Origin of the sequence: Hahella sp. HNIBRBA332 (assembly GCF_030719035.1) — a bacterium.
Classification (GTDB): Bacteria; Pseudomonadota; Gammaproteobacteria; order Pseudomonadales; family Oleiphilaceae; genus Hahella.
This window is the reverse complement of sequence record NZ_CP132203.1, coordinates 6275101-6291436: the sequence shown is the minus strand read 5'-3', so window position 1 is coordinate 6291436 and position 16336 is coordinate 6275101. Positions and strand designations below refer to the sequence as shown.

The following is a 16336-nucleotide window of genomic DNA, read 5'->3' as shown; positions in this document are numbered from 1 at the left end:
CCGCAGGGAAGCAGTTGATGAGTAAGGCTAAAAAGGTTTGGCTTAGTCCACAGATAAAAAGCCAGTTCCAAGCAATTCCAGAGCTTCAAGACTTAATAAGGGATTTTATCGAGTACAAGAAAGAAAACTTAAAATTCAATGACACAAATAACTATATAAACATTAGATATCTTATCGGGAGAGATGTTCCTTATGACAAAGATCCTCTTAAGCTAGAAGATACATACCACGCACATATTCTAGAAAAAGGCTCTCCCTCGCATCTGAAGGCGACAAGAAGATACAACGTTAACAAACAAGTAGACTGGACAAGCAATTACGCCCTAGTATACTGCACGCTTTGGTCAGAAGATAAACTTCCACATAAAGAAAGAAGCGCATTTGGAATACTGGATTTCTGGCTTGATGCGCATGGCCAGCTCAATACAAATTCTAAATTCAGACTTCAAGAAATGGTTGATGAGTTTGAAAGAGCGGTAAATAAAGGAGAGACAATGCTATGGTAGCTTCAAATAGTGAAGTCAATTGGCGCCAGGGCGCTCCAGAAAAAGGCGGTATTTATTATGTCTCCGCCATCCAGTATCCAGCAGGCACTGTTTATGATGTTCTCTTTTGGCAGGTTGATCCAAGTGGAGATAGTTACTGGGTGCCCTTCGACTCCAAAATCGCCAAGGTAGTCGGCTTCATACCCGTTTCTGAAGTCATAGGCGCCTTCACTGGTGTTCTAGATCCTTCTGATGGTTCTAAAGTTCCAGACGCCATTATCCAATGGCAATATGGCGAGCCAGATCGCACAAATCCTTGTCTTGCCGCCCTTCGCTATATGTACGACGTGATGACCTGGGATGAGGAGTTTGGATGGAGCGTTCCTTTGGAGCACTGCGACGCTTATATTCCCTTGGATGAGTTTTTAACGAAAGTCGCCGATCTCCTGCCTTTTGAAGATAAGAACCAGTAACATACGCACAATGTTGGATGGCGCTTCGCTTATCCAACCTACGGTTATTGCCATACGCCCAGTTGCTTTCCTGGGCGCACGCCACGCATTCTTAACAGAACATCTCTATCACTGACGCCGCCGAATTTTCGTAGGTTGGAAAAGCGCAGCGCCTTCCAACATTCGGAGTAGCTCAAATCCCCCTCCCTTACAAAATCCCATTCTCCACAAAACTAAACTCCTCCATCCCTCCAATAATCACATGGTCCAGCACTCGTACTTCCAATAGGTCAAGGGTGCGTTTTACTTCTCGGGTGAGGCGGATGTCTCTTTGGCTTGGTCGGGCATTTTGGGAGGGGTGGTTGTGGGCGAGGATAACGGCGGCGGCGTTGAGTGAGAGCGCCTTTTTGGCGATTTCGCGGGTGTGGACGGTGGATTCGTTGTAGGTGCCCCGGAACATCAGATCGAATTCGATGACGCGGTGCTGGTTATCCAGAAACAGCACGCCGAAAGCTTCGTGCTGGAGTTCAGCCAGATTCAGTTTCAGGAAGTCGTAGGCGAAGCGGGGGCTGGCGATCACTGCGCCGGGCTCGCGCAGGCGGGCGGCCAGGATGGTCAGTGCTTGTTTGATAATGCGATTGCCCTTCATTTGATTTGCTCCATTGGGGCTGGAAAACAGTTTGGAGCAAATTTACCTCAATAGGAGGTTCACATGTGAACGTTTAACCTGCCTTGGAATCTGTTTCGTATAACGCAACCTTTAGCTTTTCATATAGGTTATTAATTACTCCATTTTCCATTTTTGCTCCCATTTCAAATAAGTTTTCACGACTGTATTTTGAGGCACGCTTTTTTTTACTAAGAAAGCGGAGTAATGCTTGAAACAAATTTTTACCTCGAAGAGCCTTATGGTATTCTTCAAAAATCTCATCAATCAACTTTTCTGCAGGTTCTGAAAACCCAACCTTCTCCAAGTATTCTTTATTTAATTCAAAATCAGGCACAACCTGATTTACATGAATATCACATAGACACTCGCCTGTGTTCCTATATCTTTCAACCTCAAAAGCAAACCATTTAGAAAGCTCTTTTATTAACCCGATGTATAATTCTTTTTCTTCTTTTTCAAGAAGTTTTTCAAAAATCTCTCTGACGTACAAGTCGTTCTCAATCGAGTAGCCATAAGAAAATATTATGTTCTCTTTATACTCTTCTGGGATTCCTGTAAAGTACCACATATCCTTATCTGCAACGAAAGCAACTTTAGATCCCTCGTACTCTTCCTTTCTCTTGAATACTTTCAATAGAGCATCTCTACCGAAGCATGGAAGTATGTCGATATCTAAATCACCAAACTTTTCTTCAATATACCTGTATACAGTTTTGTCATCTTCGCCTTCTACAAGGACAGTCGGGAGCCAGGTCAGGCAAATCGCACTATGTGGCTACAAAGTAGCCAGGCCCGATAGCACTTTTTTTAAGTAACCATGATCCCAGCCTGCTCGTAGCCTCTTAGTTTTTATACCTCCTTTGTCCGTCTTCTCATTCTTCAGTAAATTCAACGCCATATGTCTCAACACCGCTAAATTCTCCGCGCTGTGTCCCATGCGATGCCGCGAGTCATCCTCTTTAAACGCTACATCCAGCACCCAATGCAGTTTGTTCTCTATGTGCCAGTGCTTTCGCGTCGCATTCAGGAAATATCTCGCATCGCCTTCTCGACTCGAAATATACAAGCGGCGCTCCAGCGTTCTTTGTCCTGACTCCATTCGCTCTGTTTCTACGACGATGAAACTCTTCAGGTCTTGCCAGCGACTTTGTTGCTTTTCCAGACCCTCCAGATTCGTTGAAACGCGGCAGCGCCGCTTCTCATCCTCAACGCGCCCTGGTTCGCATACAAAGTCGACAAAATCCTCGCCGAAGCCTTTAGCCTCAGCGTCCACGTACCGGTCGTGAATCTCATCGTGTAATGAGGCCTGATTTTCCTTCACACCCACTAAATAGTCTGCTTCCGCGTGACGGATATGCTTCACGATCTCCCGCTGGCATCCCATCGCGTCCAAGGTGACGAGACTTCCTTTTAATGACAATGCCTTCAACAGTTTAGGAATAGCAGTGATCTCATTGGACTTCTCCTGAGTTTTCACCTGTCCCAACACCAGTTCGTTCGCTGTCGACCAGGCGCTAACCATATGAATGGCGGGTTTGGAAGAGGATCGGTCGTATGAGCGCCGTAACGTTTTGCCGTCTATTGCGATCTGATCATCTGGAATCTGCTCCGCCAGCGTCGAAGCCCAGGATAGAAAGCTTGTCTCTAGCGCCTCGGGATCTAACTTCGCAAAGATGTTGTTGAAGGTGTCGTGGGAGGGAATGCCGTTGGGCAGCTCCAGAAAAGACTCAAACCACTCTTTTTTAGCGTCGCCAAACCGAGTGATGGTAACCCAATCGTCAGCCCCACAGATGATCCCGCAGAGCGCGATGGTGAGAACATCATAGAAATTATGCCGCATATTGAGCGTCTCTCGACGAGGATCAGAAAGGCTGGAGAAATGGTGTTTAACGCCGTCAATTAAAGAAGAGCCCATAACAGTCCTTATTAGGGGAGAAAAAGAGGCGTACTCTATGAATTTACTGCCTACTATTCAACCACATAGTGCGATTTGCCTGGAGCCAGGTCCTTTTCAAATAGGCAACAGTTTCATCGATATTCATACTAATTCTGTTCACTAAATCACTCTCCCTTATTTTCATCTACAACTATTTCTTTATCCTCATACTTTGCATAAATAAATGGAGAGTGAGTAGCAACAATAAATTGATTGGATGGCTGTTGCTTCAACAAAGTTGGAAATAAACGTCTTTGCCAATCCGGGTGCAAACTAAGCTCAGGCTCATCAATAAATACTATTGAAGATGAAAAAAAGGCATTGTAACAAAGAAAACTAAGCATCTGTTTTTCTCCAGCAGACAAAGTCCCAGAGTCGATTGCATCCACAGAGTGCCCCAGAGTTACTGTCCTGATTCTAATGCCTTTATGCCTAAATATTTTAGCTGTAAGAATTGAAAGCACATCAAAAGGCTTTAATAGCTCCTCTCTTCTTCTATTTATTTCATCAGCCTTTGACTGAATCGAGTTAAGTATTTCAAAGGAGTCAATCTCAACTCTTTCTTTACCTTTTGATTTTGCGCTTTGTATTGAATCTATTATAGATGTACTGAAATTTTTATAGTGCTCATTCAAACCCTCAGATATCAATGCATATCTTTTTGTAAGCAGATTAACTATATCATGCGTAGATATTGAGCAGACGAACTTATGGCCTCTCACGCTTAGCCTTTCAGATACAGTTTCCAATTCACTTTGAATATCATCTCTATCTATTATTTCAGTTACAAACCTATCGCTGCCAATTCGCCTTCTAATTCTTCTAGTGTTTGCCATAGAATACCCTCCTTCTATCCTTCTGAATGTTGGAAAGAATAAGGAGTTTGCATCATGACTTATAACTAAACTATTAACTTCCTGAGCTCCAAGCTCTCCAATATCTTCTGCAGCCACATAAAACTTACCCTTTTTATCAACATTAGAATTAGAAAAATTCCACTTCACCGCTCCTTCTCTATTTTCTAACTCAAGACTATACTCTGTTGTTTCAAGCCTAACATAATCGTAATTTATTTCTGGGGAAACCCTCTCCACATTTGCAGATATCAAGTACCAAATTAGCTTTAGCAAAGTTGTTTTTCCAGATCCATTAACTCCTGTAATAATATTAATATCATCATTGAATTTATACCTTGCATCTATTTTATTGCTTAGTCCATTAACTTCTATAGATTTAATTTTCATTTATCCTCCTCATCAAAACCCACTAACCTTCATACTCTTCAACACCAACTTCCAGTTCTCCATTTGGGTTCCTTCCAGGTTCAGTCTGCTGACCATGTAGTACAGACGCTGTGTGGCCGCGCCGTTGGGGGCGGTGGTGAAGCGTTGTTTTAGCCAGTAGGGGGGGATGGATTGGTAGTAGAGGGTGGCTTTTACGCTGAGGGCGCCGGTGTTGACGCCGGATGGCAGGGTGACTTTGTAGGTGAGCGCGTCCTGGCCTTTGAAGCCGGGGCCCTGGTCCTGGTAGTCCGGGTCGTCGCCGACGCCGTGGGGGTCGGTGGAGGCCATGAATTGCTCCATCACCTGCCCTTCGGGTTTGAATACAGTGGAGACGCGCCAGCCTTTGGGTAGCAGGCGGTTGTCTTTGGGGCTGTAGACGCGGTGGACGAAGCTGGTGGTGAATTCGTGTTGCGCGTTCTGGTTCAGCTCTTCGTAGATCTGCACCTGATTCTCACGGGTGATCAGCTGATAATGCGGCTGGTAGGCGTCCGGGCTGGGCAGGAACTCGGTTTTCAGGGGGATGCCTTTGCCGTCCACGATCACGCCAACGGAGTTGGTGCGGCCGGAGCCCCACACCACTTTGTCGCCGTCCATCACCAGAAACTCCAGGAAGGCCCGGCGGAAGGCCACGCCGCTGGGGAAGCGGTGGCCGGTTTTATTGGTGAGGGTGACGTTGGCGGTGAGCACGCCGTTGCTGACGCCCTCTACTTTCACGTCGATATCCACGGTCTCCTTCTGCGCCTGCAAAATCATGTTATCGATAGCCAGATCCACGCCGTTGTCCGCGCCGGTCATGTAGTCGGTTTTATCCACGCCGAGAATGTCCGGGAACTGATCGAACATCTCCAGCAGGAATACGTTCAGGCCCACATGTTCATGACGGTTGTAGTCCGGACGCAGGGGAATATCGATGTCTTCCAGCGGCAGCGTGTGCTCCGCCGCCGGATAGTTAGCGTCCTGAATCGTGGCGATCTGGGTGACGAGCTGATCGATGTCGATACTGCCGTCCAGAGTTTCGAAACCGCCGGGCATATGGCAGCCCTGGCAGCTTTTGAAGTCGGAGTTGGGGTCGTTTTCACCCTGGGCGAAGGCGCTGTTCTGCCATTCCAGGAAAGTGGCCTGTTCAATGGTGTGAGCGTAATCCTTGAATGCCGGATTGGTTTCAGCGGCGTCCAGCACCGGGTAGGGATTCTGGGTCATGCCGATATTGGGCAGGTTGATGGTGTGGCAAGTTCCGCACATCTGCGAGTCTTTCATGAAGCCGTTATGCACCGGCTTCACGCCCAGCACGTCTTCCATGGGGCGGGTGGACACATCCTTGAAGGGACCGTAGTACTCATCATCCGGTCCGCGCTCGAAGCGCCCGGTGGAATTGTGGAACAGGCCAAACGCCAGCTCTTTCGGCGTCAACGGCGTCAGCCAGCCGGGATTGCTTGGATTCCAGCTCGCGACCTGCTCGGCGGAAGGCTCGTTGATGTGATGACACACCACGCAGCTAATGCCCTCCCGCGCCAGCTCGCCATACTTGTGATAGGCGTAGTCCGCGGGTTTCGGCTCAGCGGCGGAGAGCACCTGAGTGAGATAGAAGTAATCCACCTTGAAGTTGGGATCGAGGGACGGATCGACCGCGGCGTCGATTTCCAACTGACGCTGTCCCATCGCGCCGTGACAACTCAGGCAAGTGTTGGTGATAGCGGTTTGCGTATCAGCGACGCTGCCTTTCAACGGCGTCGGGGTCATCAGCCCATCCGCCGCCACATAAGCCATTTCACTTTCCAGCTGTGCGTGGAAGATGGGGTCGCGCCCGGCCAGCCCCATGGGCGACCAACGCCACTCCCCGTACTCGGAGACATTAAAGCCGTCGCCGTAATTAGGACCGGTCTGCAGGAACATGGTGACGCCATACGGCAAGCCGCCCAGACCGCCATGACAGCCCAGACAGTTACTGGAGGTGATGAACGCTTCCGCGCCATCGGGACCGGGAACCACATGGTCGGCCCACTGCGACGGGAAAGGTTTCACCTTTAGATAGACGCTGCGCGCTAACTCCGGAAATTGCTTCAGGAACGCGCTGTTCGGATTAGGCAGGGCTTCGTTCTTCATCGGCAGCGCGGAGAGCTCCGCCTGCCCCATATGCTGGCTGAGGAAGGCCTGCAGACCGGGTACTTCAGAGTCTTCCCAGGGGCGTTGCAATTCAGGAATTTCGAACACCGACTGGGCGTAGGGATCGTCTTTTAACAAAGACAGGGGGTAACTGCTCAGATGATCGGGACTGCGCCAGGACGTGTCGACGAAAAAGCGCAGGGGATATTCTTCCGGCAAGAAACCTTCAACATTACGCAGCGCGCTGAAGGTGAACATATTCTCCGCCGAACCGTGGCAGCGCAGGCAGGGCGCGCCGAAACTGGAGTACGGCGCGTGGCTGTAATTATCCAACTGGCTGTCCACTGCTTTCTCAATGGTCTGCCCTTCTCCCGCCGCGCTGGGTCCCGCCCAGAACCAGCCGTCCTTGGAGCCGGCTTTATCACGCACCATCACCGACCAGGCGGTGAGCAGCTTGCCGAGCATGGCTTCATAAGCGTCGGGGTCGGCCTGATATTTGGGGTCTTTGGCGAGATCCTGATAGAGCACGCCGGGCGCGGTGTACATCTCCTTGACGATCATGGCGCCGTCGGGAATATCGCCCTGACGGCCGCCTTCCAGCCAGCGCATGACCTCCGGCGAGTAAAAGATGCGTGCGGCGGGGTGCGTGCCGAAATATTCGTTGCGGATGAAAGGGCCAGTGTCGCGCACGCCCTTGTCGTGCTTCCAGCCGAGCTTTTTGTAATCGAATTTCAGTAGCCAAGTGTAGAGGACTTTTTCGTAGTCCCGCAAAGGCATGCTGGTGGGTAACGGGAGATCGGCGGGTTGACCGTCGGACTGACTGGCGGATTGCGACCTTGGCGGGGAGTTGGCTCCCGACTCCGGCGTACGACAGCTGGTGAGCAACACCGACAAACAGACGGATACGCCGCCGACGAGGGTCAGAACATCCTTACGCATAGCAACCTCCTCGCTATGTGAGCGCAACGCGGCGGTCAACGCCAACGTCACGGCTCCTTTGCACCCATGGCAATCACTTTTTATCCCGACAACGCGCCGTTGCGGGGTCAGTCGCGCTTCATCCGATGCATCCCCCCTCCAGGATGTCGGCGACCTGACATTACAAAAGTTTTAGACCATGTTTGAGATTACGCAAGGCGGGTGATAACGGGGAGAAGGTGGGGAGGCCCCGCCGCGCAGAGCGATGGAAATGCGCGGCGAACGGCCTGGAAAGGCGTTTATTCGTAGTCGACAGCGGACGGATTTCTTTCGAAATACCGTTTGTAGAAATTTATGTAGTTGTTGTTGACTTTCATGGCGGTGATTTCGTCATAGCCCAGTTCCGTCGCTTCGTCGTCCCACAACCCCTCACCGTCAAAGCCGTTGACGAACACGCTGTCGTCGCTCACTTCCGTCAGTTTGCCCATCAGGAACATGGGGTCTTCAGGGTTTTCGTCTTCCAGAATCAAGTAGTCGTAGCGCTGCCCCAGGGTGGACAGCGTAGAGCGCCAGTTGCTCAGGTCGCACTGGATGTCGAACTCAACCTTCCCGTAGAGCCCCTCTTCCTTCAGCATTTGCGTCTGTAGGATATTGATAGCGCCCATGTAGACATCAGTAATGTCGCCCATGCGAATCACCATCAAACCGTCGAGGTTGAAGTCATACACGTACTGCAACAGCACCAGCTCGTCGGAGTAATCCAGCACAAACGCCTGCAGACAGTTCTCGTCCACTTCATCCCGCTCGATGGAGACCAGGGTTCCGTTTTCTTTGGCTTCTTTAATTTCTTCCAGCATAAGTTTTCTCAAGATTAGCAAGGACAGGCGCGTGAGTTATTTCGAGCGCCCGTCGTAGTGATTCACTTTCAACGCGTCCAGATCCACCCCTTCCAGACAGCGGGTGTTGATCGCCGCCATCTTGACGCCGGAGGGATCGCTTCCCTCCCCGAAAGGATGAATGCCGCAGGTAGGGCAAAATCGATGCTGGATAACGTGTGTGTTGAAGGTATAGGTGCTCATGGCGTTTTCCCCGGACGTCAGCGTCAACTGCGACCGCGGCACGAACCACAGCAGCGACCCTTTACGGGAACAAATGGAACAATTACACGCCAAAACTTCCGTCAGTTCGCCTTCGACTTCAAACGCGATATTGCCACAATGACAGCTGCCTTTGTAGATCATGGTGGCTCCTTGGGTTTTGTTGCGATCAATCTCTATTCAGTTATCCAGCCAGACGTTGCGCAACGCCCGGATGTATACGGAATGAGGTTCGTCTTCGTCCACATTTCGTCTTTATCCAAATAAAGAACGCCATCCTCCTGCAAAACGCCTTCCTGAACAAGTGTTGCGATGATAGCGTCGGTGCGATCGGGGTAGGCGAGATAATCTTTACGCTGACCGGAGCGAAACGGCCAGTCGTCATAGGTGTCGGAAACAAACTGAATGTCGTCGCCGATGTTATTCATCAGATACCAGCACACCATAGTCGCAGAGACAGGATGGCCGACAATCTCATTTTGCGTACTGACGGGAAGATGGGCGAACGTGATGCGTTCTTTCTTGGTCTGGTTGATATGTTCGTAGCCGACGGACATAAGCGCCCTCGTAAAGATTGTTCAGGCAGGTAGAGCCTCCTCCTCCCCGCTTCCGCAGAAGTCGAGGAGGAGGAAATCCGTTTCAGCGCATCGCGCCGACGCTTAGCCTAACAATCCTGGCGCACGCCGACTACAGCAGGCGCAGGAAGGCGAACACGTCCAGGAAGCTGATGCGGCCGTCTTCATTCAGGTCATACTGACGGTTGTCGTCATTGACCGGACGGAACAGTTGCTTCAGCAGCATCAACAGGTCGCGACCGTCTACGTCGCCATCGCCGTCGAAGTCGCCTTTCACTTCCTCTTTGACGCCATCGAGACTGATTTCCACGATGACCGGGTCATGGTCTGAGGAGCGATACGCATCCGGGCTGTACAGGTTCAACACCTGAGCGTCGGTTTTGAATTCCACGTTGTAGTCCAGCACCCGCGGCTCATCGCCGTTGATGTGCCACTCGGAAACGCCGACCACCTGCGGAGCAAGCGACGCGCTGGCCAAAGCGTGGTCCAGATAGCCGGTTTCACCGGAGAAAACGTAGGAGTAAGCTGCGTCGCCGATCAACTCCGCCGGCAGGTTATGATACCCCTGCGCCTGCAGCGCCATAATCGGGTCTTCCTTGGCGTAGGCGTTTAAGTCGCCGATGATCAGCACGTCCGCGTCTTCCGCGCCGGTAGGATCGCTCGCCAGCCAGTCCGCCAGCGCCACCGCGGCTTCGCTACGCTTCGCGTTGTAGCAGCCCTGGCCGTCGCCTTGATCCTGGTTATCGCCTTCCGCGTTGGTGCAGCCTTTGGATTTGAAGTGGTTGACCGCCACGGTGAGCTTGCCGTCGTTGTCGTTCAGGGAGAACGTCTGCGCCAGTGGCTGACGATTGAAGTCATCGAACGGATAGCTGCTCAAGGTCTTGGCGGCGCCGGCGGGCGTCACTTTGTCCGCTTTATAGATCATGCCCACCGCGATTGCATCGCCGCCCAGGGACGACAGCCCCGGATTGACGACCGCATAATTGCCGCCCGCCGCATTTAGTCGGTTGACCAGATCCTGAATCGCGGAATCTTCGCCATAGCCGTCGTTTTCAATCTCCATCAGACCCACAACATCTGCGTCCATGGCTAACAAGGCCGCCACGGTTTTCGCCGCCTGACGCTCCAGCTCTTCCGCTGTGGAAGCGCCGCGAGGGGTCGGAAAGCCACCGCCCTGGCCATCGCCATTGAAGAAGTTGAGCACGTTGAAGCTGGCCACTGTCAGGTTGCCGGCGCCGGTGGTCACAGGGGCGTCGGTGCGGGGATTTTCCGCCACAAACGCTGGCGTAACGGTGGGATACATGCGGTATACGGAGAAGCTGTAGCTGATGACGCCAGTGAGTTCGTTCACCTTGTCGCCCACCCGCAGGGTGTTCAGCGCGCTCAGTTCCGGCGCAGGGAATGGAATCACCGCCGGGTTCTGTTTAGTGCTGCCGTCATCCAACACCAACTGGTTCAGGGCGTTGGCCGCCGCCACCGCCGCCGCGTCTTCTCCCGGCGCCGCTAAATGCGTCGGGATATAACGACGGCCATTACCCAGTAAGACCTCGCCATAGCGGCCCAGATTATAGACTTCGTTGACGGTCCAGGGCTGCGCGGAGGTCACCAGCATGCCTTCCACTTTTTCCAGGGCGTCAGCGCTATCCAGAGGCAGAGACACCTGCGCTGGAGTCACCTGGTTGTTGTCGCCGCACACTTTAATCGCCTGCACTGCGTTCACTTCGGTCAGGTCGTGGTATTCGGTCACCGTGCCCAGCACCCGCACCTTCTGGCCCACGCTTACGTCCAGCACAGAGGCGTCCGCATACACCAATACGCCTTCCGAGGTCTTGTCATTGCCGTCCTGATCCGCGTCTTCTTCCTGCACGAAGAAGCCTTTCTGCTCATCCGCGCCTTGCAGGTCCGCGGTCACTACCGCTTCCAGCACTACCTGCTGGCCGTTCAATGGCGAGCTGGCGCCATCGCCCTGGATGGCGCTGATCAAGGTAGCGGGATCGCCGCACTCGCCAATTTCACCCGGCTCGCCGCCCGGATCGGTAGGGCCGTCGCCATAGGAGCCCAAGCCATCAAAGGTATCGTTGGGATAACCGTCCCATTGCAGGGTGGGGTCATAGGCATCGTAAGGATCGCTGTCCCCCGCATCCACGTCGGATTTGCGACGCATCGTGTTGTTAGCGGTGCTGACGTCGCCGCTGCCCCACTCACTGCCGGGGTCCACGCCGATCTGACCGATGGAGTCCACCGCCGCGCCGCCTTTCAGCAACAGGATGGCGTCATCGCCGTTGAAAAAGCCGCCGCCGCTGGTTAGATCCGCCTGCGCCAGAATCGCCGGATCCGCGCTGCTGTGGGCGATGACGTAGACGTCTCCCGCCGCCAGGGTTCCACTGAGATTCAGCGTCACGCCAGCGCTGGAGGAGCCGTTAAAATACATCTGCACTTCATAGGCGCTCAGGTCAACGTCGGCGCTGGTTCCGTTATAGATTTCCAATGCTTTGTTGTTGCTGGAGCCTTCCACATACTCAGAGAAAAAGAGGTCCGCCGCTGCGTGGGCCGCGCCGGTATGGAGCATCGCCATGCCCAATAACAACGCGGATACCTTGAACCTTGGCTTGGTAGTCATGTTTGTTCCCTTTTTACTTTATTTATTATCGAGTTATCCCCACCCGTTTTCTCTAACGGGCAGGCTTAGTCTAGCTTATCGGCGGACGGTGATTATGCGATCTGATCCGGATTCCGGATATTTACCTTGTGACGCGGACGCAGATAAATGCGACCGTCAGGCGCTCCAGCCTGGAAATCATCGAACCGTCGGGGGAGGAAGTCGTTTCCGGGAAAACCTGTCTAATGCAACAGGAAACCGGTGACAGATTTACGCGAAACAGATGACAAAAATGTGACGAACTATCCGCAAAATCAGAGGATTAAAGAGAGCTGTGATTAGAGCGGCGGCTGGAAGAAGATGGCGGACGAGAGAAACAAAGGACGGCCTGGCCGTCCCCTATAACGCATACTCCTGATAAAGACGGTCCGCCACACCATGCATAATGCCATGACGGGCGGCCAGACGTTTGCGGTCCTTGTCATACCCGCCGCCGATCACGCAGGCCACCGGCACATCGCGCTCCAGACACTGGCGGATGACATATTCATCCCGCTCCGCGATATCCGCGTCTTTGAGATGCAAATGTCCCAGCACATCATCGTCATGCACGTCGACGCCGGCGTCGTACAGTACGAAGTCCGGCTGGGTCAGGTCGAAGATATAAGGCAGCCAATGCTCCATGGTCTGCATGTAAGCGCGGCCATCAGAGCCGCGATCCAGCTCGATATCGAAATCGCTGTGCGCCTTGCGATAGGGAAAGTTCTGACGACAGTGGAAAGAGCAGGTGAAAATGTCCGGATCGTCCGTCAGGATGCGCGCGGTGCCGTCGCCCTGATGCACATCGCAGTCGATGATCAGCACCCGTGACGCCTCGCCCCTACGCACCAAAACCCGCGCCGCCACCGCCAGATCGTTGAACACGCAGAAGCCGCTGCCATGATCGTAATGCGCATGATGGGTGCCCCCCGCCAGGTGCGCTACCAGCCCGTATTTCAGCGCCAGTCGCGCGGTCAGCAAAGTGCCGCCCACCGCCCGGAAAGTCCGCGTGCAGACGCCTTCCGACCAGGGCAAACCAATCTGGCGCATGTGCTTGGGGGACAGTTCGCCATGGTGAAAGTCGCGCACGTAATCCGCGCAATGAGCCAGGGCGATGTCGTCCTGGGTCGCCGCTTCCGGCGCAAACAGATTGGCGTCCGTCAGCACCCCCTCAGCGCGCAGAAACTCCGCCAACAAGCGGAATTTCTCCATGGGAAAACGGTGACCAGCGGGAATTTCAGGACTGTATTCGGGGTGATAAACCAGCGGAACCTTTGTCATACAACCAATATCATCTCTTACGGGCGGCGCATGCGCGCAAATCAACTTGAAACACCTTCGTCCTTCCCCCATCTAGCATAGAGTTCAAACATTCAGGGCGTTAAAGAAATGAGCGATACATTACAGGTTGTCTGTCCCCATTGCGACACCACCAACCGGGTTCCCGCAGCCAAACTCACCGCCGGCGGCAAATGCGGCCGTTGCAAACAACCACTGTTCGCTGGACATCCCGTCGCCCTCGGACAGAATAACTTCGGCAAACACCTGCAGACCAGCGACCTGCCCCTGCTGGTGGACTTCTGGGCGCCCTGGTGCGGCCCCTGCAAAATGTTCGCGCCGATTTTCGAGCAGGCCGCCGCGCAATTGGAGCCTGCAGTGCGTTGCGTGAAAGTGGATACAGAGAGCAACCCACAACTGGCTCAACAATTCCAGATCCGCAGCATCCCCACCCTGGCGATCTTCAAGAAAGGCGTAGAAGTCGCCCGTATTTCCGGCGCACTACAGGGTCCACAACTGGTTCAATGGGTGCGGGAGAATTTGTAAGCCACTCCCTCGCAATTTCACACTTTCCCTTCGCTCCTGTTTTTTGACGGGAGCCTTGTCTCCCCCTTTCCAAGCTTAAAAAACCGCCTGTCTAACTATTGATCTAACTGGTCAAAAAATATTTCCTTTTTCATATTTCTGAAAAATCAATCAGTTATATTTTCTCGTAAAAAAATACGGAATATTTTGACGCATTTCATAAAAAGTCAGCGCTTACTATTGCATTGTCCCGCGGGAACGCATATCCAATGTCTGCAGGCTGTTTTATCGCCAGCGCACATTGAGAAACTAAACTAATAAGAAGAACTCAGAGTCGTGACTACCAAAAATATTATCTGGATGGTTGCTGTTCTATCGATATGTCTGTCTAGCAAAGGATGGTCTATGTCTATTTTCGATATCGGAAAGGTCTGTCTCGCTTCGCACATGTCGGCTGTCGTCACCCTCAACGGCGACCCCGTCGCCGGCGCGCAGGTGCGACGCACGCTGACCTGGGGCAATGACGAAAACGCCGTCGAAGAAACCTCCACCGACGCCCAGGGCCGCTTCCAATTTCCCGCATATTATTCCCGCACTGTATCCAAATACTTACCTGGTCAACCCGTCATTCATCAGAAAATGATCATTCGCCATGACGGTCAGGAATACCTCGCCTGGACGACCAGTAAACTGAATTTCGATGAAGATTCCGAACTCGGCAAGGACGTCAAGATTCGTCTTAAATGCGACCTCGCCGACGAGGAGTCAGTCAAGGAAGGTCGCTCCTATGTAGTCAAGGGCATATGCCAATTGGAATGACCGCATAACCAAAACAAAAGTAGTCATTACAGGGGAAATCAGTCGTGGCAGTTCTAACTCCATCTGAGGCGGCGTACGCTGCAGAGCGTTCGTATCGCATCATTCATGAACGAGACGTCAGTCTTTTCGGTAATAAGCTGGCGGGGAAGTTCGCTCTCACTAACGAGTCGCGTTTCGAAGGCGTCGCCGGCGCGTCCATTTTCAAATATCAATCCGGCTTCGGTCTCGCCGCCCGCGGCGTGAGCGATACCTGCAACGAGTTTCGCGACGACGCTTTCATCGTCACCCGCGGCACCGACGCCACCAACTTCCGGGACATACTGACGGACGCGCACACGTCTGTGCAGCGCTCCAGCAGCGGCAACTTCGTGCATACCGGCTTCAACACCACCTACAAGTCCTTCGAACAGGACATCCGCAAGTTCTTTCAAGGCTACAGTCCGCGGCGGGTGCATTGCGTCGGGCACAGCCTGGGCGGCGCACTGGCGTCATTGATTGCGGAGTGGCTGGTGGAAAACAACGTGGCGGAGCCGGTGCTGTACACCTTCGGCAGCCCACGGGTGGGCTCATCCGGCTTCGCCTCTAATCTGACCCGCCAGGTGAACGCCGCGAATATCTATCGCGTCGCCCACAGCACCGACCCCGTGCCCTGGGTGCCGACCTGGCCGTTCTACCACGTGCCTAACCCGGGAACGGAATGCTTCATCGATTGCGGGATGAACTTCGCCTCCAAGAACCACCTGATGGACCACTATATTGACTCGGTGGAAGGCAAGACCTGGGAGTCGCTGAAGATCAGACAACCCAGCGCCAGCCTGACGGATGACGTCGAGAAGTGGCTGAAGTCGGACGGCCCCATCTCCTTTACCGTCAACTCCTTCAATATGATCAACAAAGCGTTGATCTGGGTATTGAAGAAGGTGCTGCACGGCGTTGGCATCGGCATCAACGTCGCCCTGGCGGCGGGTTTGACAGTCATGGACCAGTTAGCGATGTTGCTGGATCAGGCGGTGCGCATGGGCAAAGAGATGGCGGGACTGGTGGAGCGCCTGATTCTGAAGATGCTCAATGCGGTGGGTTATGCAATTTCCAAAGTGGAAAGCATCACCGTGAATTTCCTGCGCTGGACCCTGAAGGTATTCACCTCCTTCATGTACAACCTGGCCCGCAGAGCGGCGGATGCGGTGCGCCTGAGACGCTAATCCGTCCGCGCCAAAGATGCGTCCGCCCCTGCGGGCGGGCGCGTTAACGCATACAAACTGGCGTCTACTTTGCCGGCGTTGGCGTAGATGCGCAGGTTACCGCCCATGGCGTTCACTTCCGTATTGGTGGGATTCTGGTACAACGCCGCGCGAAACTGAGGGTATTGAATATCCGGGTCGCGCAAGAGTCCGTGACGAAGACAGAATTCAAATAATCCAGGAAGAGAAAACACCAGCTCATCCCCTTCCTCCCGCAACGCGCCGTCATACTCCGCGATCCAACCGGACAGGATTACATCTCCGTGCAGATAGCGGCGGAATACCGCCAAAATGTCAGTAAATAAGGCCATTTTCT

At 53.1% G+C, this 16336-nt stretch carries 16 protein-coding genes; 5 read left to right on the top strand and 11 right to left on the bottom strand.

The window, feature by feature from the left end; genetic code table 11:
* The first annotated feature begins 17 nt into the window (after window positions 1–17).
* Both O5O45_RS27900 and O5O45_RS27895 read left to right on the top strand, forming a co-directional pair.
* On the top strand, window positions 18–506 hold the full coding sequence (locus O5O45_RS27900; protein WP_279501359.1) for a type II toxin-antitoxin system YafO family toxin: 489 nt from the start codon (window positions 18–20) through the stop codon (window positions 504–506).
* On the top strand, window positions 500–958 hold the full coding sequence (locus O5O45_RS27895) for a hypothetical protein (protein ID WP_305902574.1): 459 nt from the start codon (window positions 500–502) through the stop codon (window positions 956–958). Before O5O45_RS27900 ends, O5O45_RS27895 begins: the two co-directional genes overlap by 7 nt.
* Before the next feature lie 187 nt (window positions 959–1145).
* Here O5O45_RS27895 and radC read toward each other — a convergent pair whose 3' ends face one another.
* From radC to O5O45_RS27845, 10 genes are all read right to left on the bottom strand, one after another.
* On the bottom strand, window positions 1146–1586 hold the full coding sequence (gene radC, locus O5O45_RS27890) for a RadC family protein (RefSeq protein ID WP_305902573.1): 441 nt from the start codon (window positions 1584–1586) through the stop codon (window positions 1146–1148).
* A gap of 73 nt (window positions 1587–1659) precedes the next feature.
* On the bottom strand, window positions 1660–2364 hold the full coding sequence (locus O5O45_RS27885) for a DUF4435 domain-containing protein (protein ID WP_305906254.1): 705 nt from the start codon (window positions 2362–2364) through the stop codon (window positions 1660–1662).
* Window positions 2365–2382: 18 nt separating this feature from the next.
* Complete coding sequence (locus O5O45_RS27880; protein WP_305902572.1) at window positions 2383–3522, bottom strand: ISAs1 family transposase; 1140 nt, start codon at window positions 3520–3522, stop codon at window positions 2383–2385.
* Window positions 3523–3668: 146 nt separating this feature from the next.
* Window positions 3669–4787 carry an AAA family ATPase gene (locus O5O45_RS27875; RefSeq protein WP_305902571.1) on the bottom strand — a complete coding sequence of 373 codons (1119 nt, stop codon included), beginning with the start codon at window positions 4785–4787 and terminating at the stop codon, window positions 3669–3671.
* Window positions 4788–4799: 12 nt separating this feature from the next.
* Window positions 4800–7868: a hypothetical protein gene (locus O5O45_RS27870; RefSeq protein ID WP_305902570.1), complete on the bottom strand. Its 3069-nt coding sequence runs from the start codon at window positions 7866–7868 to the stop codon at window positions 4800–4802.
* A 278-nt stretch (window positions 7869–8146) separates the two neighbouring features.
* Window positions 8147–8704 carry a hypothetical protein gene (locus O5O45_RS27865; protein ID WP_305902569.1) on the bottom strand — a complete coding sequence of 186 codons (558 nt, stop codon included), beginning with the start codon at window positions 8702–8704 and terminating at the stop codon, window positions 8147–8149.
* A 36-nt stretch (window positions 8705–8740) separates the two neighbouring features.
* The gene (locus O5O45_RS27860; protein ID WP_305902568.1) at window positions 8741–9088 is read right to left on the bottom strand and encodes a GFA family protein; all 348 of its coding nucleotides are present in this window, start codon (window positions 9086–9088) and stop codon (window positions 8741–8743) included.
* 32 nt (window positions 9089–9120) lie between these two features.
* Complete coding sequence (locus tag O5O45_RS27855) at window positions 9121–9501, bottom strand: hypothetical protein (protein ID WP_305902567.1); 381 nt, start codon at window positions 9499–9501, stop codon at window positions 9121–9123.
* 130 nt (window positions 9502–9631) lie between these two features.
* On the bottom strand, window positions 9632–12139 hold the full coding sequence (locus O5O45_RS27850; RefSeq protein WP_305902566.1) for an ExeM/NucH family extracellular endonuclease: 2508 nt from the start codon (window positions 12137–12139) through the stop codon (window positions 9632–9634).
* A gap of 378 nt (window positions 12140–12517) precedes the next feature.
* Window positions 12518–13438, bottom strand: a complete 921-nt coding sequence (locus tag O5O45_RS27845; protein WP_305902565.1) for a histone deacetylase family protein — start codon at window positions 13436–13438, stop codon at window positions 12518–12520.
* Between the two features lie 108 nt (window positions 13439–13546).
* Between O5O45_RS27845 and trxC the strand changes: the two genes are divergently transcribed.
* From trxC to O5O45_RS27830, 3 genes are all read left to right on the top strand, one after another.
* Entirely contained in the window at window positions 13547–13981 is a 435-nt protein-coding gene (trxC, locus tag O5O45_RS27840) for a thioredoxin TrxC (RefSeq protein ID WP_216739297.1), read from the top strand.
* A gap of 384 nt (window positions 13982–14365) precedes the next feature.
* Window positions 14366–14779, top strand: coding sequence for a carboxypeptidase-like regulatory domain-containing protein (locus O5O45_RS27835; protein WP_305902564.1), 414 nt, complete (start codon window positions 14366–14368; stop codon window positions 14777–14779).
* A 44-nt stretch (window positions 14780–14823) separates the two neighbouring features.
* Window positions 14824–15981 carry a lipase family protein gene (locus O5O45_RS27830; RefSeq protein ID WP_305902563.1) on the top strand — a complete coding sequence of 386 codons (1158 nt, stop codon included), beginning with the start codon at window positions 14824–14826 and terminating at the stop codon, window positions 15979–15981.
* Here the strand turns inward: O5O45_RS27830 and O5O45_RS27825 are convergent.
* On the bottom strand, window positions 15978–16331 hold the full coding sequence (locus O5O45_RS27825; protein WP_305902562.1) for a hypothetical protein: 354 nt from the start codon (window positions 16329–16331) through the stop codon (window positions 15978–15980). The genes O5O45_RS27830 and O5O45_RS27825 overlap by 4 nt on opposite strands.
* Between the last annotated feature and the right edge of the window lie 5 nt (window positions 16332–16336).